Below are 19,726 nucleotides of genomic sequence, written 5' to 3' on the forward strand. Positions count from 1 at the left end.
AGGGGAGGGGGAAGGGGGCGGGGGAGCTAGCGGAGGTGAGAGCTATGACTGCGACGGAGCAGGAGCGGCGCGAGAAGGTCACCGCGATGGTGAAGGACGCGCGGATCGCCATGGTGACCACGATGACCGAGGACGGGCGGCACGTGAGCCGGCCGATGGCGTTGCAGGAGGTGGAGTTCGACGGTGACCTGTGGTTCTTCGCGTACGCGGACTCCGACCTGGTGGAACAGATCAACCACCACCCGCAGGTGAACGTCTCCTTCAGCGACCAGAAGCAGAACAACTGGATCTCCATCGCCGGTGCCGCCGCGCGGGTGGAGAACCGGGCGAAGGCCGAGGAGCTGTGGAACCCGCTCCTCAAGGCGTGGTTCCCGGACGGGCTGGAGACGCCGAACCTGACGCTGGTGAAGGTGACCGCGCAGACCGCCGAGTACTGGGAGGCGGCGCACAGTTCGAAGGTGGTCACTCTGCTCGGATTCGCGAAGGCGGCCGTGACCGGAAAGACGCCGGACGCTGGGGAGAACGAAACAGTCAGGCTTTAGCGGGGCGCCTTCGACCGGGTCCGGGGCGGCGACTAGAGTGCCGGTTGCGGCCCGCCCCGGGCCCGGCAACGCTGCCGACGTCAACGTCCCTGGGGCCTCAAGGGCTATCCGCATCTCGCTACCCGATCCAGGGGGAAGAATAATGCGTATCGGCGTGCTCACCGGCGGCGGCGACTGCCCCGGTCTCAACGCGGTCATCCGTGCCGTGGTCCGCAAGGGCGTGACCGCTTACGGTCACGAGTTCGTCGGGTTCCGCGACGGCTGGAAGGGCCCGCTGGAGGGTCTGACGAAGCCGCTGGGCATCGCGGAGGTGCGTGGCATCCTGCCGCGCGGCGGCACCATCCTGGGCTCCTCCCGGACGAACCCCTTCAAGATCGAGGGTGGCGTCGAGAAGATCAAGGCCAACCTCGCCGAGCAGGGTGTCGACGCGCTCGTCGCCATCGGCGGTGAGGACACCCTCGGTGTCGCCACGAAGCTGAACGACCTCGGCGTGAACGTCGTCGGCGTGCCGAAGACGATCGACAACGACCTGAACGCCACCGACTTCACCTTCGGCTTCGACACCGCGGTCAACATCGCGATGGAGGCCATCGACCGGCTGCACACCACCGCCGAGTCGCACCACCGCACGCTCGTCGTCGAGGTCATGGGCCGGCACGCCGGCTGGATCGCGCTGCACGCCGGTCTCGCCGGTGGCGCGAACGTGATCCTGCTGCCCGAGCGCAAGTTCGACGTCGAGCAGGTCGCGACGTACGTGACCAAGCGTTTCCAGGTCGAGTACGCGCCGATCGTCGTCGTCGCCGAGGGCGCGCAGCCGCTCGACGGTCAGATGGCGCTGGCGAGCCAGGAGCTCGACTCGTTCGGCCACGTCCGCCTCGGCGGCATCGGCCAGTGGCTCGCCCAGCAGCTGGAGGAGAAGACCGGCAAGGAGGCCCGTACGGTCGTTCTCGGTCACATCCAGCGCGGTGGCACGCCGACCGCGTTCGACCGGGTGCTCTCCACCCGCTTCGGCCTCCAGGCGATCGACGCCGTCCACGAGGGCGACTTCGGCAAGATGATGGCGCTGCGCGGCACCGACATCGTCCGCGTCCCGCTGATCGAGGGCACCGGCGAGCTGAAGACCGTGCCGATCGAGCGCTACGAAGAGGCCGAGGTCTTCTTCGGCAACTGAGCCGCAAACGAGACGGGGCCGGGGACATCCCGGCCCCGTTTTCACGACAGGGGTGCGTGTTGACCGAACACACCGTGGCCGTCCTGGGCGTCGGAAAGATGGGCGAGCTGGTCCTCGCCGGCCTGCTGCGTTCCGGCCGGCCGGCCGCGGGCGTCCTGGCCACCGCCCGGCGGCCCGAGCGCGCTGCCGAGCTGACCGAGAAGTACGGCGTGACGGTCGTCAGCAACACCGAGGCGGTGGAGCGGGCCGGCATCCTGGCGATCGGGGTGAAGCCGCAGGACGCCGGAGCTCTGCTCGACGAGATCGGGCCGGCGGTCACGCCCGGGAAGCTGGTGGTCTCGCTCTGCGCCGGGCTGCCGACGGCCTTCTTCGCCTCGCGGCTGCCCGAGGGCACGCCCGTCGTGCGGGTCATGACGAACACCCCGGCGATGGTCGGCGAGGCGATGAGCGGGATCTCGGTGGGCGCGCACGCCACCGCTGAGCATCTTGATGTCGCCGAGGAGTTGTTCCGGCCGCTGGGCCGGACCGTGCGTGTGCCGGAGAAGCAGCAGGATGCGCTCACCGCTCTGTCCGGGTCCGGGCCCGCGTACTTCTACCTGCTGGTCGAGGCGATGATCGACGCGGGTGTGCTGCTGGGCCTGCCGCGGCAGGTGGCGCACGAGCTGATCGTCCAGACGGCTGTCGGGTCGTCGGTGATGCTGCGCGACTCGGGGGAGCACCCGGTGAAGCTGCGTGAGGCGGTCACGTCGCCGGCCGGGACGACGGCTGCGGCTCTCCGCGAGATGGAGAAGCACGGTGTGCGCGCGGCACTGCTGGCAGCCCTGGAGGCGGCCCGGGACCGGGCGCAGGAAATCGCCGGCCAGGCGCGCTGAGAAGCGCGACCACCGAGCTCAGCCCGGCGGTCGCGGCAAAGGCTCGCGTTGCAGTGGGTCGCGCTGACCCTCGAGAGCTCTGCGTCGGTCGTACGATAAAAGGGTTTCAGTACCAGATTGCGATCTTGCTGTTCTTGTCCTCCTCGGGAGGGTCGGGGTGGCTCAGAGCGGCACCCGTCGCGACGCGGTGGGCGGTCCAGGCGACGGCCGCGGCGTCCAGGATGTCGTCCGGCGGCGCCTGGCCCGCGGGGCCGAGACGATCCGGCAGGACGATGCCGTGCCGGGCGAGGAGCTCACGGCGGCGGGCCTGACCGCTCCAGGTCTTCTTGGCGTACGGAAGCGGCTCACCCGCCATCGTGCGGAACGACACCTCGGGGTGCGCCTCGAAGAGCAGGCCCGGGTGCCGTTCCCAGATGGCGTTGGCCTCGAGCAGCTTGGGACGCAGTGCCCAGGACTGTCTGCTCAGCCCGGCGCCGGTGAGTTCCCGGCAGAGGCGGTTGGCCGAGGTGAAGTCCTGCTCCTCCCAGACCGCGCGCGGCGGAACCCGGAAGACGCTGCTGCGGCGTGGGCCGAGCTGGTCGGCGGCGAGGGTGTCGGCGGCGCGCCAGCGGTCCGGAAGCATGCCGAGGGGGATGTCGACACCGATCACCGCGGCACCGGAACTGCCGGCGACGATCTCGTAGAGCGTGGAGGCCAGAATGGCCCGGCCGAAGGCGCCGTCGCGCAGCTCGACGCCGACCCAGCCGAGCGCGTACGCGTCGACTCCGATGACGTGGAGGCTCATCAGTGCGGCAGCAGCTTCTCGATCGCGGCGATGAGCTGGCTGTCGTCCGGGGCGGTCCCCGGGCCGAACCTGGCGGCGACGGTGCCGTCGGGGGCAACTATGAACTTCTCGAAGTTCCACTGGATGTCGTCGCCGCTGCCCACCAGTTCCCGGTAGAGCGGGTGCCGCCCTGGGCCGTTGACGTCGACCTTCTCGGTCACCGGGAAGGTGACGCCGTAGTTCACGCGGCAGAAGTCGGCGATCTCGTCCGCTGTTCCCGGCTCCTGGCCGCCGAACTGGTCGCAGGGCGCGCCGACGAGGACGAGGCCCCGGTCGCGGTAGGTCTCGTAGAGGGTCTGCAGTCCGGCGTACTGCGGGGTCAGTCCGCAGAGTGAGGCCACATTGACCACCAGGACGACCGATCCGCGGTAACGGTCCAATTCGGTCGGGCCACCGGTGAGGGCGTCAATGTCGACGTCGAAGATGGTCATGACGGAAGACTACGCGCAGTGTCCGGGCGAATGCACGCCGTCGCGAGCCGTCGTTCGATGTTAAAGCGACCTTAAAGCTGTTCACCTGGCTTGACTGTTGTTAATCAATGTGACTACGGTCTCTTCAACCCTCTCTGGAAAGTTTCCTAACTGTTGAGGAGACACCCCCGTGTCGAAAACCTCCCGCCGGGCGATCTTCGCCGGTGCGGTCGTGGTCGCGGCAAGCATCGCGGTCCCGGCTGTGTCCGCGTCCGCCGCTGCCGCGTGTGCCACCCCCTGGAGCTCCGCCGCCGTCTATGTGAAGGACAACGTCGCTTCGCAGAACGGCCACAACTACACCGCTAAGTGGTGGACGCAGAACGAGTCGCCGGCGACCAACAGCTCCCAGTGGGCCGTCTGGATCGACAACGGCGTCTGCGGTGGCGGCACCACGCCGCCCACCACCCCGCCGACCACCACGCCGCCGACGAAGCCGCCGACCACACCGCCGACGACTCCGCCGACGACGCCGCCCACGACCAACCCGCCCACGGGCAGCAAGTGGGTCGTCGGCTACTTCGCCGAGTGGGGCGTCTACGGCCGCGGCTACCACGTCAAGAACATCGACACGTCGGGCTCGGCCTCGAAGCTGACCCACATCCTGTACGCGTTCGCCAACACCACCGGCGGCAAGTGCTCCATCGGTGACTCGTACGCCGACTACGAGAAGGCGTACACCGCGGGCGAGAGCGTCGACGGCGTCGCGGACACCTGGGACCAGCCGCTGCGTGGCTCGTTCAACCAGCTCCGCAAGTTGAAGAAGAAGTACCCGCACCTCAAGGTGATCTACTCGGTCGGCGGCTGGACCTGGTCCGGCGGCTTCAGCGACGCTGCCAAGAACCCGGCCGCGTTCGCCGAGTCCTGCTACAACCTGGTCGAGGACTCCCGCTGGGCCGATGTCTTCGACGGCATCGACATCGACTGGGAGTACCCGAACGCCTGTGGCCTGAGCTGTGACACCAGCGGCCCGGCCGCGTACGCCAACGTGCTCACCGCGCTGCGCAACAAGTTCGGCTCGGGCAACCTGATCACCTCGGCCATCTCCGCCGACGGCAGCAACGGCGGCAAGCTGGACGTGGCCGACTACGCGGCCGGCATCGCGAAGCTCGACAAGGTCTTCCCGATGACGTACGACTACTTCGGCGCCTTCGCCCCGCAGGGCCCGACCGCCCCGCACTCGCCGCTCACTTCGTACACCGGCATCCCGCAGGCCGGCTTCAACTCCGACGCGGCGATCCAGAAGCTGAAGAGCAAGGGCGTTCCGGCCAGCAAGATCCTGCTCGGCATCGGCTTCTACGGCCGCGGCTGGACCGGGGTCTCCCAGGCTGCTCCGGGCGGTTCCGCCAGCGGCGCCGCGCAGGGCACCTACGAGCCCGGTATCGAGGACTACAAGGTCCTCAAGACCAAGTGCCCGGCCACCGGCACCGTCGGCGGCACGGCGTACGCCTTCTGCGGCAACAACTGGTGGAGCTACGACACCCCGTCGACCATCGCCGGCAAGCTGACCTACGCGAAGAACCAGGGTCTCGGCGGCGCGTTCTTCTGGGAGCTCTCCGGTGACACCACCAACGGTGAGCTGATCACCGCCATCAAGAACAACCTCTGACAGTTCTCTTGAGGGGGGCACCGGCCGCGTGGCCGGTGCCCCCCTTTCGTAGGCTTTAGCGTTATGCGCCGTGAGTGGCATCAGCTCAGTCACCCGGGGGTAGGCAACCCGGCTCTGCAGACGTCCCGCCCGTCCACCGACTCCGCCGAGGATTCCGCCCTCGGCCTCGACCACTGGCGAAGCCTGCCGCGTGTGCAGATGCCGCCGTGGCCGGACATGGGCGAGGTCGCCGAGGTCTGCAAGGTCCTCGACAACGTCCCGTCCATCGTCGCTCCGTACGAGGTGGACCAGCTCCGGGTCCGCCTGGCCGAGGTGTGCGAGGGGCGCGCCTTCCTGCTCCAGGGCGGCGACTGCGCGGAGACCTTCGCCGACAACACCGAGAGCCACCTGCTCGCCAACGCCCGCACGCTGCTCCAGATGGCGGTCGTGCTGACCTACGGCGCGTCGATGCCGGTGGTGAAGGTGGCCCGGGTCGCCGGTCAGTACACCAAGCCGCGATCCGCGCCGACGGACTCGCTGGGGCTACCGGCCTACCGCGGCGACCTGATCAACTCGCTGGACGCGAACGAGGCGGCCCGGGTGGCCGACCCGCAGCGCATGATCCGGGCGTACGCGAACTCGGCCGCCGCGATGAACATGCTCCGGGCGTACCTCTCCGGTGGCCTCGCCGACCTGCACGGCCTGCACGACTGGAACAAGGACTTCGTCCGCGCCTCCCCGGCCGGCGAGCGCTACGAGGCGATCGCCCGGGAGATCGACCGGGCCCTCGACTTCATCCGCGCCTGCGGGATGACCGACAGCGAGGCTTTGCGTACGGTCAGCCTGTACTGCTCCCACGAGGCTCTGGCCCTGGAGTACGACCGTTCGCTGACCCGCGTCTCGGACGGCCGCGCCTACGGACTGTCCGGCCACTTCCTCTGGATCGGCGAGCGCACCCGGCAGCTCGACCACGCGCACATCGACTTCATCAGCCGGATCGCCAACCCGATCGGCGTGAAGCTCGGCCCCGGCACCTCGCCGGAGACCGCCATCGAGCTGTGCGAGAAGCTGAACCCGTCGAACATCCCGGGCCGGCTGACCCTGATCAGCCGGATGGGCAACGGCAAGGTGCGCGACACGCTCCCGCCGATCGTGGAGAAGGTGCACGCCTCCGGCGCCAAGGTCGTCTGGCAGTGCGACCCGATGCACGGCAACACCCACGAGTCCTCGAACGGGTACAAGACCCGCCACTTCGACCGGGTCGTCGACGAGGTGCTCGGCTACTTCGAGGTGCACCGCGGCCTCGGCACCCACCCGGGCGGCATCCACATCGAGCTGACCGGCGAGGACGTCACCGAGTGCCTCGGCGGTGCGCAGGGCATCGAGGACCTCGACCTGCCGGGCCGGTACGAGACCGCCTGCGACCCGCGCCTGAACACCCAGCAGAGCCTCGAACTCGCCTTCCTGGTGGCGGAGATGCTCCGTGGCTGACCTCCGTTCGGACACCGTGACCCGTCCCACCCCGGCGATGCGGGAGGTGATGGCCACCGCGGCCGTCGGCGACGACGTGTTCGGCGACGACCCGACCGTCAACGCGCTGGAGAACCACGTCGCGGCGCTCTTCGGGCACGAGGCGGCGCTGTTCGCACCGTCCGGCACGATGGCCAACCAGATCGCCCTTCAGCTCGTCGTCGCGCCGGGTGGTGAGCTGCTCGCGGGGGCCGACGCGCACGTCGTCACGTACGAGCTGGGTGCCGCCGCGGCCTATGGGGGGATCTCCACCCGTACCTGGTCGCCGGACGGCGCCGCGCTGGACGTGGACCGGATCGCCGGGATGATCCGGCCGGCCGGCTACCCCTCGGTGCCGACCGCCGCGATCGCCGTCGAGCAGACCCACAACCTCGGCGGTGGCGGTGTCGTCAGCCTCTCGGTACTGCGTGACCTGCGCGCGGTGGCCGACGCACACCGGATCGCCCTGCACTGCGACGGCGCCCGGATCTGGCACGCGCACGTCGCCGACGGCGTGCCGCTCGCCGAGTACGGCGCCCTCTTCGACACCCTGTCGGTCTGCCTCTCCAAGGGTCTCGGCGCGCCGGTCGGCTCGCTGATCATCGGCAGCCGGGACCGGATCACCCGGGCCCGTGTGATCCGCAAGCGGATGGGCGGCGGCATGCGGCAGGTCGGCATCCTCGCCGCCGCCGGCCGGTACGCACTCGACCACCACATCGAGCGGCTCGCCCAGGACCACGAGCGGGCACACCGGATCGCCGAGGCGCTCGCTCCCTACGGTGTGGTCGACCCGGACCGGGTACGCACCAACCTGGTGCCGCTGGACCTGTCGAAATCCGTCCTCGACGCGCCGACGCTGGCGGCCGAGGCGGCGAAGCGGGACGTGTTCATCGCCGCCATGCTGCCGCGGACCGCCCGGCTCGTCACCCACCTGGATCTGGACGACGACGGCGTGGATCACGCGATCTCAGTGTTGCGCGGGTTGCTTTCCTGAAACAGGGAATCCCTTGAAGCCCGGGGTGGGTCGCCGATGGTGCTCCACGTTATGGCGAAATCATCCCGGGCCCGCAGGGCCACCGCACTGGCCGCCACCACCGCTGTCGTTCTCGGCAGCGTCGGGGCGTCCGTCGTCCAGCCGAGCGCCGCGTTCTCCGCAGCGCAGTCTCGGGTCGCTCTGACCGCGCTCGCGGCGCCGAAGATAGCGAGCCTCACGCCGGCACTGGGCGACGTCCAGGGTGGCACTGTCGTCCAGATCGCGGGCACCAATCTGAAGAGCACGACAGCGGTCATGTTCGGTGACGCGCCGGCGACCAGGGTCGTGGTTCTGTCCGACACCCGGGTCATCGCTGTCGCACCGCCCGGCTCGGCCGGCAACACCCAGATCACCGTGACCACCGGGTCCGGCACGGTGATGAGCAGGTTCGGATACCGGCAGTCGCTGGGTGCCGAGTTCTTCAGCGTCAGCGCCGATGCCCGCGGCGGCACGCCGATCACCGTCGCCGTCACCGGCGGCACCGTCGGCGAGACGGTGGCCGAGTTCCGGACCATGCGGATCACCGCGCAGGTCGGTGGGGCGGCCGCGACCGTCGCGTACGTCGACTCCACCCACGTGCGGATCACCGCGCCGCCGGTCACCCGGTCGGGCTCCGTCACCCTTCAGCTCGTCCACGACGGCTTCGCCGGAACGATGTCCACCTCCACCGTCGACTACATCCCCGCCGTCACCGCGGTCACCGCCGCGAGGGCCAGCACCGAGGGCGGCGACACCGTCAAGATCACCGGTGCCGGCTTCCTCGGCGTGGACGAGGACGATCCGGAAGCCGTGACGTTCGGTGGCGTACCCGCGCTGACGGTCGGGGTCGTCTCCGGGACGCAGATCTTCGCCGAGGTGCCGCCCGGCAGCAGCGGACTCGCGGACGTCAGGGTGACCGCACCGGACGGCAGGGTCAGCGCGGAGTCCCCGAACGCGCAAATCAGATACCGTGCGCCGCTCGCCGTCGACGACTCCGGCGACCTGGCTCTCCGGGGTGGTGGCGGCGCCACCGTCCTGACCGTCACCGGCGGGACGCTGGGCGACGACGCCAAGGCCTTCGCCGCGGAAGCGGTGAGCGTCCTGGTGGGCCGGCAGAGGCTGCTGGCCTCGTACGTGGACCGGACACACCTGCGGGTCATGCTGCCGCCGCTGACCGCCGACTCGGTGGACGTCCAGCTGGTGCACGACACCGTCGTGGGCCCGGTGACCACTCTCTCGGTCGTTCCGGCCGTGATGGCCCTCTCCGCGGTCACCGACTCGGTCGCCGGCGGCCGGAAGATCAGCGTGCGGGTGGCCGGCCCGCGGGCCGTGACCGGCACCGGCTTCATGTTCGGCGAGAATCCGGCCACCTGTGAGAAGCAGGGCACGGCATCGTCGCTGGTGTTCATCTGCACCGTCCCGCCGGCGTCCCAGGCCGGCCCGGTGTGGGTCAGCTTCACCTCCGGCAGCGGTGTTCCGAGCCGGTTCACCTCGGCCGCGACCTTCAGCTACACCGACCTCGACTGAGAGACCGATATGAAGAAGTCTTTGGCGATCACCGGCGTGGCCGTCGTCGCGGCCGGTGTCTCGATCTCCGCGGCGGCGTCCGCGGCACCGGTTCCCGTCCCGGCCGTGTCCACGATCAGCCCGGCCAAGATCAGTGCGGCCGGCGGTACGACGGTGACCATCACCGGCGCCAACCTCACCGGTGCGACAGCGGTCACCATCGGCGGCAGCAGTGCCAGCTCGGTGACCGTCGTCTCCGCCACGAAGATCACCGCGGTCGCACCGGCAGGCACGAACGGTGCCGCCGCGGTGGCCGTGACCACCTCCAACGGGACGAGCGTGGCCTCCACACGGAGCAGCGTCACCTATCGGGTGCCGCTCGGCATCGACGTCTCCGGCGGCCCGGTGGCCAAGGCCGGCGGCGGCCCGCTGCTCCTCGAGATCACCGGCGGGGAGCTGGGCGACACGGCCAAGGCGTTCGCCGCCGAGAAGATCACGGTGATGATGGGCCGGAGCGTGCTGAGGGCCACCTACGTCGACGCCGGTCACCTCAACGTGACGATGCCGGGCCTCGCGGCGGACGACGCCGAACTGACCGTCGTGCGCGACACGGTCGCCGGCCCTCCGGCGACGGTGACGCTGGCGCCGGTCGTCACCAGCCTCTCCGCGAAGGAGGATCTGGTCGTCGGTGGCAAGAAGGTCTCGGTCCGGGTGGCCGGCGCGGCCGTCGCCCAGGCCACCGGCTTCATGTTCGGTGACACCCCGGCCGACTGCACGGCGAAGGGCACCGGGTCGGCCCTGGCGTTCGAGTGCGTGGTCCCGGCGGCCGCGGCGGCCGGTCCGGTCTGGGTGAGCTTCACCTCGGGCAGCGGCAAACCGAGCCGGTTCACCGCCGCGTCGACGTTCAGTTACACCGACTGAGGTTCCGCCGCGCGCAGGCCCTTGAGCAGCGCGATGTCCGCCGCATGACCCACGTGCTCCTCGGTCGGTGTCTCGACGATGATCGGGACACCGGCCGTTGCCGGGTGCGAGAACAGCGCGGCGAACGGCGCCGCCCCGATCCGGCCCTTGCCGATGGTCTCGTGCCGGTCCCGGGTGGAGCCGCACTCGTCCTTCGAGTCGTTGGCGTGGAGCAGCTGGAGCCGTCCCGGCCCGGTGGCGGCGACCAGGGCGTCCAGCGTCTCGGTCATGCCGTGCGGGGTGGACAGGTCGTGACCGGCCGCCCAGGCGTGGCAGGTGTCGAAGCAGACGCCCAGCCAGGGGTGCTCCTCGACGGCCGCCAGATAGGCCGAGAGGTCCTGCACCTTCGACGCCAGGCTGCGCCCGCCACCGGCGCTCGGCTCGACCAGCAGCCGCGGCAGGCCCTCGGCCGCGGCCCGGTCGAGCAGCGGCAGCAGCGACTCGTGCAGCTGGTGCATGGCCTTCTCGGCGTGCGCCTCGTCGACCGAGCTGCCGGCGTGGAAGACCACCGCGGTGGCGCCGATCGCCTTACCCCGTTGCAGGGCGTGCGCCAGGGTCTCCACCGAGCGTTCCACGGTCAGCTCGGTGGGCGAGCCCAGGTTCACCAGCAGCGAGGCGTGAATGTACGCGGGTACCCCGCGCTCACCGCACCCGTCCCGGAACAGCGTGTCCTGCTTCGGGTCGCCCGGTGGAAGCGCCCAGCCGCGGGAGTTGGAGACGTACACCTGCAACGTCTCCGAACCCGCGGCGTCCACATACGGCAGGGCGGCCTTGGCCAGCCCTCCCGACGTCTTCGTGTGTGACCCGATCCTGCGGTCTAGATGCACGTGAGAATGACCTCGGTCTGCGGGGGAACCGGCGTGTTCGGGCCCGGGTTCTGCGCCCGGACGAACGCGTTCGGGTTGATGTCCAGCCGGGCCCGCAGGTTCATCCCCTGGAGGGTGGCCGCGGCCTGCTGGCAGGGCTGGTTGGTCAGGTCCGGGACGGTGACCAGCGGCGGGCCCTTGCTGACGTCGAGAGTGATCTCGGCGCCACGCTCGACACCCGTGCCCGGCTTCAGCGACTGGGCCAGGATCGTGTCGGCCGGCTGGTCGCTGTCCTTGGGCCGCTCGAGAGCCGTCAGGCCGAGCTCCTGGAGCTTCCCGCTGGCGTCGTTGATGTTCTGACCGACCAGGTTCGGCACGGTGACCGGCGCCCGGCCCTTGCTGAGCACGACCGTGACGGTCTCGCCCGGCTTGAGCTGCTCGCCCGCCTTCGGGTCGGTGGAGATCACCACACCCTCGGGCGCGGTGTTGCTGTACTGGCTCTTGCCCTCCTTGACCTTCAGCCGGACGGCTTCCAGGTCGGCCTTGGCCTGCGCCAGCTCCACACCGACGACGTCGGGGACGGGGTGGACCTCGGGGCCGAGGGAGAGGTTGACCGTGATGGTGTCGCCCTTGACGATCTTCGCCGTCGCGGCCGGGTTCTGGTTGACCACCGCGTCCTTGGGCACCGACTCGCTGTAGACCCCGTCACCGACGAGGATCTTGAAGCCGTCGCTCTCGGCGGCGGCCTTGGCGTCCGCCTGGCTCAGGTTGGTCAGCGCCGGCGTCTCGGAATATCGCCCGAGCGTCACCCACCAGGTGCTGCCCAGGATGACCATGGCCATCACGGCGATCAGCGAGGTCAGCACGACCTTGCGGCGGTCGTCGAAGAAACCGCCACCGCCCGGGGCAGCCGAGGCCGATCGGCGGTGCGGCGCGCTCGGGCCGCCGCCCTGCTCGGGCAGCCGGGCCCAGGACGGCCGCTGGCCCGCCTGATAGGTGCCGGCCGGCACCGGGGGCACCAGCGCGGTGGCGTCGGCGGCCGGCACGGCGGGGACGATGCGGGTGGCGTCCGCCGCGCGGGACGGGACCTGCCGCAGCAGTGCCGTCTCGGCGTTGGCCGCGCCGAGCCCGTCGCGGACCGCCTGCACCTCGGTGAGGAAGGCGCCGGCGTCGGTGGGCCGGGACCCGGGGTCACGGCGGGTGGCCCGGGCGACGAGCGCGTCCAGGACCGGTGGCAGGCCCGGCGTCACCGTCGACGGTGCCGGCACGTCGTTGTCGACGTGCTGCCAGGCCACCTCGACCGGCTCGGAACCGTCATAGGGCACACGGCCGGTGAGCATCTCGAACAGCACGATGCCCGCCGAATAGACGTCGGTGCGCGCGTCGGCGTGGCCGGTCTGCACGAGCTCGGGCGCCACGTAGGCCACCGTCGCCATGAGCTGGCCGGAGTCGTCGACGGTGCTCGCCTCGATGGCCCGGGCCAGACCGAAGTCGGCCACCTTGACCACCGCGTCGACCAGGTCGGCGGTGCCGCCGCTGGGTGCCTCGGCAACCAGCACGTTCTCCGGTTTGACGTCGCGGTGCACCAGGCCCGCCCGGTGCGCGGCGGCGATCGCCGAGAGCATCTGCTCCAGGATCGCGAGCGCCTCGACCGGGCTCAGCTTGTGCCGCTGGCTCAGCATCTCGCGCAGGGTGCGGCCCTGCACGAACTCCATCACCAGGTAGGGGAGACCCTGGTGGCGGCCCTGATCGTAGACCGCGACGACGTTGGGGTGGGTGAGCCGGGCGATCGTCTTCGCCTCGTCGGTGAACCGGTCCACGAAGTGGACGTTCGTCGCCTGCGAGGGATGAATGATCTTCAGCGCGACCGGGCGCTCGAGCCGCTCGTCGGTGGCGCGGTAGACGGTCGCCATGCCACCACGGGCGACGCGACCGGTGATCCGGTAGCGCCCGTCAATCGTTGTGCCGATCAACGTATCGGCGACTGTGGTGTCCATCGGCGTGAAGTGTATGTGTCTTTCCGGTGGGGGTAAGTCAGGATGTCACAGCTGAGTCCAAACGGGTATCTGCGAGCTTGTGACCTGCACCTATTCATCCGGACCGGATTCGCAAAAGGGATCTTCAGGGCTGATGGTGGTGCCGGTACCGGCGGCGGCGGTCACCGTCACGCCATCTTCCGGTGCCGTCCGTCGCCACGGGCGCCGATCCGCTGGGGTCCACTGAAGGGCCGGGATTGCCCGAATTGCTGGGATCCGTGGACGGCGAACCGGACGTCTCGGACGGCGACGGTGATCCGGTTCCCGGCGTGCCGGTGGTGGCGGTGGCCGACGGCACGGTCGGCGTCGGCACCGGCGGGGTCGCGCAATGGCACTCCGGGTCAGCCGGGCGGGTGGCGGGACGACCCGGACGGGTGACACCGGCCACGCGCGGAGCCTTGCCCGGCGTACCGGCGGGCTGGGCGGCGGGCGCGTCGGTGACCCTGCCGGTGACCGGATCGACCGGCGGCACCGTGCCCGGCCGGACGATCTTCCCCGGTCCGGATCCCATGCCCTCGGCGCCCGTGCCCTCGTCCTGCCCGTTGATCTCCACAGGCGCGGGTGCGGCCGCCGGCCGGTTTTCCGGGACACCGGCCGGCTCCTCCGCGAACACGCTGGTAGCGGCGAAGTAGGAGCCGCCCGCGCCGAGAACCGCGAGCATGCAGAACGCCGTAACCGCGACAAATCGCCGTGGTGGGCGGGCATCCGTCTCCGGCGGCGAGACGGGCAGATCCACCAGGGACCCGGGGAAGGTTCCCATCCCGGTCGACGTGACGTCCGGGCCGTCGACCGGCTCGTCCGGCCGCCGCCCGAGGTCATAATTGACCGAACGCCATGCGCCGGCCACCTCGCCGCGCATCCTCCGCAACAGGCTCATCAACTGTTCTCCGATCGGTCTGGCACGCTGTACCCGTGAGCGAACCCGTAACCGCCCCGACCGGATGGATCACCCTGCCGGACGTCTCCGAGAAGCTCGGCGTGTCGATCAGCAAGGTGCATCAGCTGATCCGCGAGGGAGCCCTGCTCGCCGTCCGGCGTGACGGCGTCCGACGCGTCCCCGCGGAACTGGTGGCCAACGACATCGTGCTCAAGCACCTGCCCGGCGTTCTCAACTTGCTGCATGATGCCGGGTACAACGACGAAGAGGCCTTGGAGTGGCTCTACCGCCCCGACCAGGATCTCGGCGGCAGCGCAGCGGTCGCCCTCAGCGGTGACCTGGCCCGCGAAGTGAAACGCCGCGCCCAAGCGGTGGGATTCTAGCCATCAAGATCAAATTCAAGGGCGTGCTGTCGTAGCGGGGTGGTGGGTGCGGACCGTCGCTCACGCCGAGGGCCCGGCGGCCCGAGCTGGCCGCTGGCGCGTCCAAACCACTCGACCCACCGGGCGGCCTGCGTGAGTGGGCGCGCCCGAAAGTCAACCGCCGGTCACGCCTGCCGCCGGTCACGCCTGCCGCCGGTCACGCCTGCTGCCGGTCGCGCCTGCTGCCGGTCGCGCCTGCCGCCGGTCGCGCCTGCTGCCGGTCGCGCCTGCCGCCCGGTCACGCCTGCCGCCCGGTCACGCCGACCGCCCGGTCACACCGAGCGGTGGGTGGCGGCTTCGGCGAGGGCGTGGAGGGTGGAGCGGGCCTCGTCGGTGATGGGTGCCTGCTGGAGGGCTTCGAGCGCCTCGGTGTTGAGGATGTCGATGCGTTCCTCGGTGGCCTTGAGGGCGCCGCTGTCGCGGATGATCGCGCGGAGACGCTCGACGCCGGGATCGTCGAGGTCGTGGTCGCCGAGGCCGGCGTCGAGTTCCGCGCGCCCGGCCTCGTCGAGCGCGGCGAACGCGGACGCCACCAGGTAGGTGCGCTTGCCCTCGCGCAGGTCGTCACCGGCGGGTTTCCCGGTCTGCGCCGGATCGCCGAAGATGCCGAGCACGTCGTCGCGCATCTGGAACGCCTCACCGAGCGGCAGCCCGAAAGCGGCGTAGGCGGCGAACACGTCCGCACCGCCCCCGGCCAGCGCCGCGCCGAGCAGCAGCGGGCGTTCGACCGTGTACTTCGCGGACTTGTACCGGGCCACCTTCCCGGCCCGCTCCACGGACGTGTCGCCGGTCGCCTGGGTGAGCACGTCCAGGTACTGGCCGACGGTCACCTCGGTGCGCATCTGATCGAAGACGGGCCGGGCCCGCGCCAGGTCGGCCAGCGGCAGCCCGCTGCCGTGCAGCATCTCGTCCGACCAGACCAGCGCGAGGTCGCCGAGCAGCACCGCCGCCGAGTCGCCGAACCCGCTCGCCGGCCCCCGCCAGCCCGCGCCGGCGTGCCGCGTCTCGAACCGCCGGTGCACCGACGGCTCACCGCGCCGGGTGTCCGAACGGTCCATCAGGTCGTCGTGGATCAGCGCACTGGCCTGGACCAGCTCCAGAGCCGCGACGGCCGCCACCACCTCGTCCGAATCCATCCCGCCCGCGCCCCGGAACCCCCAGTACGCGAACGCCGGCCGCAACCGCTTCCCACCACCGAGCACGAAGGCCGCCACCGCGTCGGCCACCTCGTCGAGCGCCGGGTCGATCTCCAGCAGCAGGGTCCGCTGCGTCGCCAGGAACCCGGCGAGAGCCTTGTCGACACGCGGACGCAGCCCGGCCCGCTCGAGGGGAGAATTCGTCACACCGACGACGCTATCTCCTCCGATACCGCCCGGCTCGGCCAGATCACCCGCTCCCCGCCCCGAGCTCGGCCGGACCGCTGCCCCCGGCTCGGCCAGATCACCCGCTCCCCGCCCGAGCTCGGCCGGACCGCTGTCCCGGCTCGGCCAGATCACCCGCTACTCCCGCCCGGTACAGTGCGGATGTGTCTCTCGGACTTCCCTCACGCCTGCCCGGTACGCCGTCGATCGGCGCGCTGATCCGCGGGGAGACGCCGACGTTTTCGTTCGAGTTCTTCCCGCCCAAGACGGCAGCGGGTGAGCGCCTGCTCTGGCAGGCCATCCGCGAGCTGGAGTCGCTGCGGCCCAGCTTCGTGTCCATCACCTACGGCGCCGGCGGCACCACCCGCGACACCACGGTGGCCGTGACCGAGCGTGTGGCGACCGAGACCACGCTGCTGCCGATGGCGCATCTGACCGCGGTGAACCACTCGGTCGCCGAGCTGCGCAACGTGATCGGCAGGCTGGCCGGCGCCGGGATCCGCAATGTGCTCGCGGTCCGCGGCGACCCGCCCGGCGACCCGATGGGCGAGTGGGTGCGGCACGCCGAGGGTGTGCTCTACGCCGAGGACCTGGTCCGCCTGGTCCGGGAGGCGGGCGATTTCAGCGTCGGGGTGGCGGCCTTCCCGTACAAGCATCCGCGCTCGGCGGACGTGGAGAGCGACACCCGCAACTTCGTCCGCAAGTGCCGGGCCGGCGCCGACTTCGCGATCACCCAGATGTTCTTCGACGCCGACGACTACCTGCGGCTGCGTGACCGGGTGGCCGCGACCGGCTGCGACACCCCGATCGTCGCCGGCGTCATGCCGGTCACCCGGATGGCGACCATCGAGCGGTCGGCGCAGCTCTCCGGCGCACCCTTCCCGCCCGAGCTGCTGCGGCGTTTCGAGGCGCTGGCCGGTGACGACGAGGCGGTGCGGCAGCTCGGCATCGAGACGTGCAGCGAGATGTGCGCCAGGCTGCTCGACGAGGGTGTGCCCGGCATCCACTTCATCACCCTGAACCGTTCCACCGCGACCCGCGAGGTGTGGCAGCAACTGGCACCCGCTCAGGTCGCCGCGGCCGCCTGAACCCGTCGGTGACCTGGGACGAGTACGTGACAGCCTGGTCCGGGCTGCACGGTGGCTTCGACCCCCGGCGGGCTTCGGTGCTGGTGCGTGGGTGGGTGCGTTGTGCGTACATCATCGGGGTCTGGCTCGGTGGTAAGCGTGTCGCTCCGCTCACGGTGACCACCGCCGGGGTCCTGCTCTGCCTGGCCGTGCCGTTCGCGGCACTCGGCGGTCCCGCGGGTCTCGCGCTCGGCGCGCTGCTGGTCCTGCTCGCGGCCGTCGCGGACGGCCTGGACGGCGCGGTCGCTGTCGTCACCGGCCGCACCAGCCGCGCCGGCTTCGTCTACGACTCGGTAGCGGACCGCCTCGGCGAGATCGGCTGGCTCGCGGCCTTCTGGGTGGCCGGCGCGCCGGGCCCGCTCGTCGTCGGGGCCGGTGTGGCGAGCTGGCTCCACGAGTACGTGCGAGCGCGCTCCACCGCGGCCGGCATGGCGGAGATCGGCCAGATCACGGTCGGCGAGCGCCCCACCCGGGTCGCCGTCACCGTCACCGGCTTGCTCGTCGCCGCCGTGGCCGGCCTGGTCCACTCCACCTGGACGACGCCCGTGCTCGTGATCGCTGTCGCCGCCTGGGCTGCTCTCCAGCTCATCGGTCTGGCCCAGCTGACCGCCGCCGTCCGCCGCGCCCTTCACTGAACCCGCCCCGCCAGCCTTTCCCTCCGCGCTGAACCCGCCCCGCCGGCCTTTCCCTCCGCGTTGACCCCACCCGCCTGCCTTTCCCTCGCGCCGTGATCGTTATTCGGTTGTCGGCGATCGATGGCGCGCCTATTTTCTTTCTCAGCAGGATGGCTCCTGACCTGCGGATTCCTTCTCTCCTATCTGGCCGGAGGTGACGAACAATGAGCGCGGTACTGGTGTTGAACGCCGACTGCGGACCGCTGCACCGGGTCAGCCTCCGGCACGCGATCCGGATGCTGTTCCGCCAGGTGGCCGTGGTGCACGAGGCTCGGCCCGACGCGACGATCGGTGTCTACCAGGTGCCCACCGTGGTGCGGCTGGTCAGCTATGTCGTCACGCGCTGGCGGCGCGGGCGCGGCCCGGCCTGGTCCCGGGCCGGTGTGCTGGCACGGGACGGACGGTCCTGCGCCTACTGCGGCGACGCGGCCTCCACGATCGACCACGTGCTGCCCCGTTCGCGCGGCGGCCGCAACGAGTGGACGAACACCGTGGCCGCCTGCGGCCGGTGCAACAACCGCAAGGGCAACCGCACGCCCGCCGAAGCCCGCATGCCGCTGCGCGTGACCCCGTCCGCGCCGCGCTGGTCGGCCTTCGCCTGATCCGACGGCCGGCGGGTGAACACGGGGACCCGCCGGCCGTCCCCACCGTCCCCACCGTCCCCACCGTCCCCACCGTCCCCACCGTCCCCACCGTTACGTCCACCTGTGCCGGCTGGCGTCGCTCGGCCGGCGCCCATGGACCGTATGGAGCCTCGATTACGTCCACCTGTGCCGGCCGGCGTCGCTCGGCCGGCGCCCATGGACCTTATGGAGCCTCGATTACGTCCACCTGTGCCGGCCGGCGTCGCTCGGCCGGCGCCCATGGACCTTATGGAGCCTCGATTACGTCCACCTGTGCCGGCCGGGATGGGGGTCAGTTGTGGTGGAGGCCGGTGAAGAGGACGGCGAGGGTGCGGGTTTGGAGGGGGGTGTCCCAGCCGCCGTGGAGGGCGCCCTGGCAGACGCTGACGAGTAGGGCCATCACCTCGGGCAGGGCTACCCGAGGTGAGACGGTGCCGGCGTTCTGAGCCTGGGTGAGCAGGGAGCCGACTGCCTCGTTCAGGTGGCTGACGGCATCGGGGAGGCGGATGTCCACCCCGGAGCCGGCCAGCAGGTCGACGACGGTCTTCTTCGCGGCTGCCTGGGCGACCATGTGGGTGAAGAAGGCGAACAGGTCGTGCTTGCCGGCTTCCTCGACGAGCTGGGCGAGCAGCCGTTTCATGATGGCGGCGAGCAGGGCGTCCTTGGTGGGGAAGTGGCGGAACACCGTACCGATGGCGACGCCCGCCCGCCGGGCCACCTCCTCGGTGGAGCCGCGGGGGCCGAGTTCGGCGAAGACTGACTCGGCGGCGTCGAGGATGCGTGCGCGGTTGCGCTGCGCGTCGGCGCGGAGTGGCGGGCCCTCTAGCAAAATGAGTCTCCACTCATTATTGTCGGCGACGGGAAGTCGAGTGCTGACTCAGTTTAGGGGAGGATCCGCATGACACCCAGGGAGATCTTCGATCGGATGCGCGATCGGTGGCTGGCGAACGTGTCCACCTACGATCCCGAGGTGCTCGCCGACGACGTGGTCGTGGAGATGCCGTTCGCGGCCCCGGGTCATCCCCGGCGGCGGGAGGGCAAGCGGGAGGTGCTGGCGTTCACCGAGGCGGGGCGGGCGGCGTTTCCGGTGCGGTTCGAGGATTGCCGCAACGTGGTGGTGCACGAGACCGCGGACCCGGAGGTGATCGTCGTGGAGTACGAGCTGGTCGGCACCCATACGAGGACCGGGGTGACCGCGTCGGCGCCGTTCATCGGGGTGCTGCGGGCCCGTGACGGGCGGCTGGCCCACTGGCGGGAGTACCAGCACACGCTCGCCATCGCCCAGGCTGTCGGGCAGGGGTAAGAGCGCGGCAGGCGAGGGTGGCCGGGAGCGAGAGCGCTCCAGGCGTA

The 19,726-nt window shown here is 70.8% G+C and carries 20 protein-coding genes; 13 read left to right on the forward strand and 7 right to left on the reverse strand.

Annotated elements, in window-relative coordinates:
• Window positions 1-44: 44 nt before the first annotated feature.
• The 3 genes from ACFQV6_RS28690 to proC all read left to right on the forward strand — a co-directional run bounded on the left by ACFQV6_RS28690 (window position 45) and on the right by proC (window position 2,585).
• Entirely contained in the window at window positions 45-542 is a 498-nt protein-coding gene (locus tag ACFQV6_RS28690; RefSeq protein WP_378030722.1) for a pyridoxamine 5'-phosphate oxidase family protein, read from the forward strand.
• Between the two features lie 142 nt (window positions 543-684).
• The gene (locus ACFQV6_RS28695) at window positions 685-1,713 is read left to right on the forward strand and encodes a 6-phosphofructokinase (protein WP_378030723.1); all 1,029 of its coding nucleotides are present in this window, start codon (window positions 685-687) and stop codon (window positions 1,711-1,713) included.
• Window positions 1,714-1,772: 59 nt separating this feature from the next.
• Window positions 1,773-2,585: a pyrroline-5-carboxylate reductase gene (gene proC / locus ACFQV6_RS28700; RefSeq protein WP_378030724.1), complete on the forward strand. Its 813-nt coding sequence runs from the start codon at window positions 1,773-1,775 to the stop codon at window positions 2,583-2,585.
• A gap of 106 nt (window positions 2,586-2,691) precedes the next feature.
• On the opposite strand, the gene ACFQV6_RS28705 is transcribed toward proC, so the two are convergent.
• Window positions 2,692-3,369 (reverse strand): DUF429 domain-containing protein, encoded by a 678-nt coding sequence (locus ACFQV6_RS28705; RefSeq protein WP_378030725.1) that lies wholly within the window; start codon window positions 3,367-3,369, stop codon window positions 2,692-2,694.
• Window positions 3,369-3,839, reverse strand: coding sequence for a glutathione peroxidase (locus ACFQV6_RS28710; protein ID WP_378030726.1), 471 nt, complete (start codon window positions 3,837-3,839; stop codon window positions 3,369-3,371). Before ACFQV6_RS28710 ends, ACFQV6_RS28705 begins: the two co-directional genes overlap by 1 nt.
• Before the next feature lie 169 nt (window positions 3,840-4,008).
• Between ACFQV6_RS28710 and ACFQV6_RS28715 the strand changes: the two genes are divergently transcribed.
• The 5 genes from ACFQV6_RS28715 (at window position 4,009) to ACFQV6_RS28735 (ending at window position 10,411) form a co-directional block, all read left to right on the forward strand.
• Window positions 4,009-5,484 (forward strand): glycosyl hydrolase family 18 protein, encoded by a 1,476-nt coding sequence (locus tag ACFQV6_RS28715; RefSeq protein WP_378030727.1) that lies wholly within the window; start codon window positions 4,009-4,011, stop codon window positions 5,482-5,484.
• Window positions 5,485-5,547: 63 nt separating this feature from the next.
• The gene (locus ACFQV6_RS28720; RefSeq protein WP_378030728.1) at window positions 5,548-6,954 is read left to right on the forward strand and encodes a class II 3-deoxy-7-phosphoheptulonate synthase; all 1,407 of its coding nucleotides are present in this window, start codon (window positions 5,548-5,550) and stop codon (window positions 6,952-6,954) included.
• Window positions 6,947-7,966: a threonine aldolase family protein gene (locus ACFQV6_RS28725; protein WP_378030729.1), complete on the forward strand. Its 1,020-nt coding sequence runs from the start codon at window positions 6,947-6,949 to the stop codon at window positions 7,964-7,966. Before ACFQV6_RS28720 ends, ACFQV6_RS28725 begins: the two co-directional genes overlap by 8 nt.
• A gap of 51 nt (window positions 7,967-8,017) precedes the next feature.
• On the forward strand, window positions 8,018-9,511 hold the full coding sequence (locus tag ACFQV6_RS28730) for an IPT/TIG domain-containing protein (protein ID WP_378030730.1): 1,494 nt from the start codon (window positions 8,018-8,020) through the stop codon (window positions 9,509-9,511).
• 9 nt (window positions 9,512-9,520) lie between these two features.
• Entirely contained in the window at window positions 9,521-10,411 is an 891-nt protein-coding gene (locus tag ACFQV6_RS28735) for an IPT/TIG domain-containing protein (protein ID WP_378030731.1), read from the forward strand.
• Here ACFQV6_RS28735 and ACFQV6_RS28740 read toward each other — a convergent pair.
• From ACFQV6_RS28740 to ACFQV6_RS28750, 3 genes are all read right to left on the reverse strand, one after another.
• Window positions 10,399-11,277: a deoxyribonuclease IV gene (locus tag ACFQV6_RS28740; RefSeq protein ID WP_378030732.1), complete on the reverse strand. Its 879-nt coding sequence runs from the start codon at window positions 11,275-11,277 to the stop codon at window positions 10,399-10,401. The genes ACFQV6_RS28735 and ACFQV6_RS28740 overlap by 13 nt on opposite strands.
• Entirely contained in the window at window positions 11,268-13,253 is a 1,986-nt protein-coding gene (pknB, locus tag ACFQV6_RS28745; RefSeq protein ID WP_378030733.1) for a Stk1 family PASTA domain-containing Ser/Thr kinase, read from the reverse strand. The genes ACFQV6_RS28740 and pknB overlap by 10 nt, the downstream gene beginning before the upstream one ends.
• 124 nt (window positions 13,254-13,377) lie before the next feature.
• Window positions 13,378-14,169: a hypothetical protein gene (locus tag ACFQV6_RS28750; protein ID WP_378030734.1), complete on the reverse strand. Its 792-nt coding sequence runs from the start codon at window positions 14,167-14,169 to the stop codon at window positions 13,378-13,380.
• A gap of 35 nt (window positions 14,170-14,204) precedes the next feature.
• Between ACFQV6_RS28750 and ACFQV6_RS28755 the strand changes: the two genes are divergently transcribed.
• Window positions 14,205-14,552: an Rv2175c family DNA-binding protein gene (locus ACFQV6_RS28755; RefSeq protein WP_378030735.1), complete on the forward strand. Its 348-nt coding sequence runs from the start codon at window positions 14,205-14,207 to the stop codon at window positions 14,550-14,552.
• A 311-nt stretch (window positions 14,553-14,863) separates the two neighbouring features.
• On the opposite strand, the gene ACFQV6_RS28760 is transcribed toward ACFQV6_RS28755, so the two are convergent.
• Window positions 14,864-15,934 carry a polyprenyl synthetase family protein gene (locus tag ACFQV6_RS28760; protein WP_378030736.1) on the reverse strand — a complete coding sequence of 357 codons (1,071 nt, stop codon included), beginning with the start codon at window positions 15,932-15,934 and terminating at the stop codon, window positions 14,864-14,866.
• 182 nt (window positions 15,935-16,116) lie between these two features.
• Between ACFQV6_RS28760 and metF the strand changes: the two genes are divergently transcribed.
• The 3 genes from metF (at window position 16,117) to ACFQV6_RS28775 (ending at window position 18,355) form a co-directional block, all read left to right on the forward strand.
• On the forward strand, window positions 16,117-17,040 hold the full coding sequence (gene metF, locus ACFQV6_RS28765; protein ID WP_378030737.1) for a methylenetetrahydrofolate reductase [NAD(P)H]: 924 nt from the start codon (window positions 16,117-16,119) through the stop codon (window positions 17,038-17,040).
• Window positions 17,037-17,714, forward strand: a complete 678-nt coding sequence (locus ACFQV6_RS28770) for a CDP-alcohol phosphatidyltransferase family protein (RefSeq protein WP_378030841.1) — start codon at window positions 17,037-17,039, stop codon at window positions 17,712-17,714. The genes metF and ACFQV6_RS28770 overlap by 4 nt, the downstream gene beginning before the upstream one ends.
• A 203-nt stretch (window positions 17,715-17,917) precedes the next feature.
• The gene (locus tag ACFQV6_RS28775) at window positions 17,918-18,355 is read left to right on the forward strand and encodes an HNH endonuclease (protein WP_378030738.1); all 438 of its coding nucleotides are present in this window, start codon (window positions 17,918-17,920) and stop codon (window positions 18,353-18,355) included.
• 313 nt (window positions 18,356-18,668) lie between these two features.
• Here the strand turns inward: ACFQV6_RS28775 and ACFQV6_RS28780 are convergent, their stop codons facing one another.
• A complete protein-coding gene (locus ACFQV6_RS28780; protein ID WP_378030739.1) occupies window positions 18,669-19,205 on the reverse strand; it encodes a TetR/AcrR family transcriptional regulator in 537 nt (178 codons plus the stop codon).
• 69 nt (window positions 19,206-19,274) lie between these two features.
• Here ACFQV6_RS28780 and ACFQV6_RS28785 point away from each other — a divergent pair, with 69 nt between their 5' ends.
• Window positions 19,275-19,679: a nuclear transport factor 2 family protein gene (locus ACFQV6_RS28785; RefSeq protein WP_378030740.1), complete on the forward strand. Its 405-nt coding sequence runs from the start codon at window positions 19,275-19,277 to the stop codon at window positions 19,677-19,679.
• The last annotated feature ends 47 nt before the right edge of the window (window positions 19,680-19,726 follow it).

The organism is Actinoplanes sp. GCM10030250 (genome assembly GCF_042666575.1).
Taxonomy (GTDB): Bacteria; Actinomycetota; Actinomycetes; order Mycobacteriales; family Micromonosporaceae; genus Actinoplanes.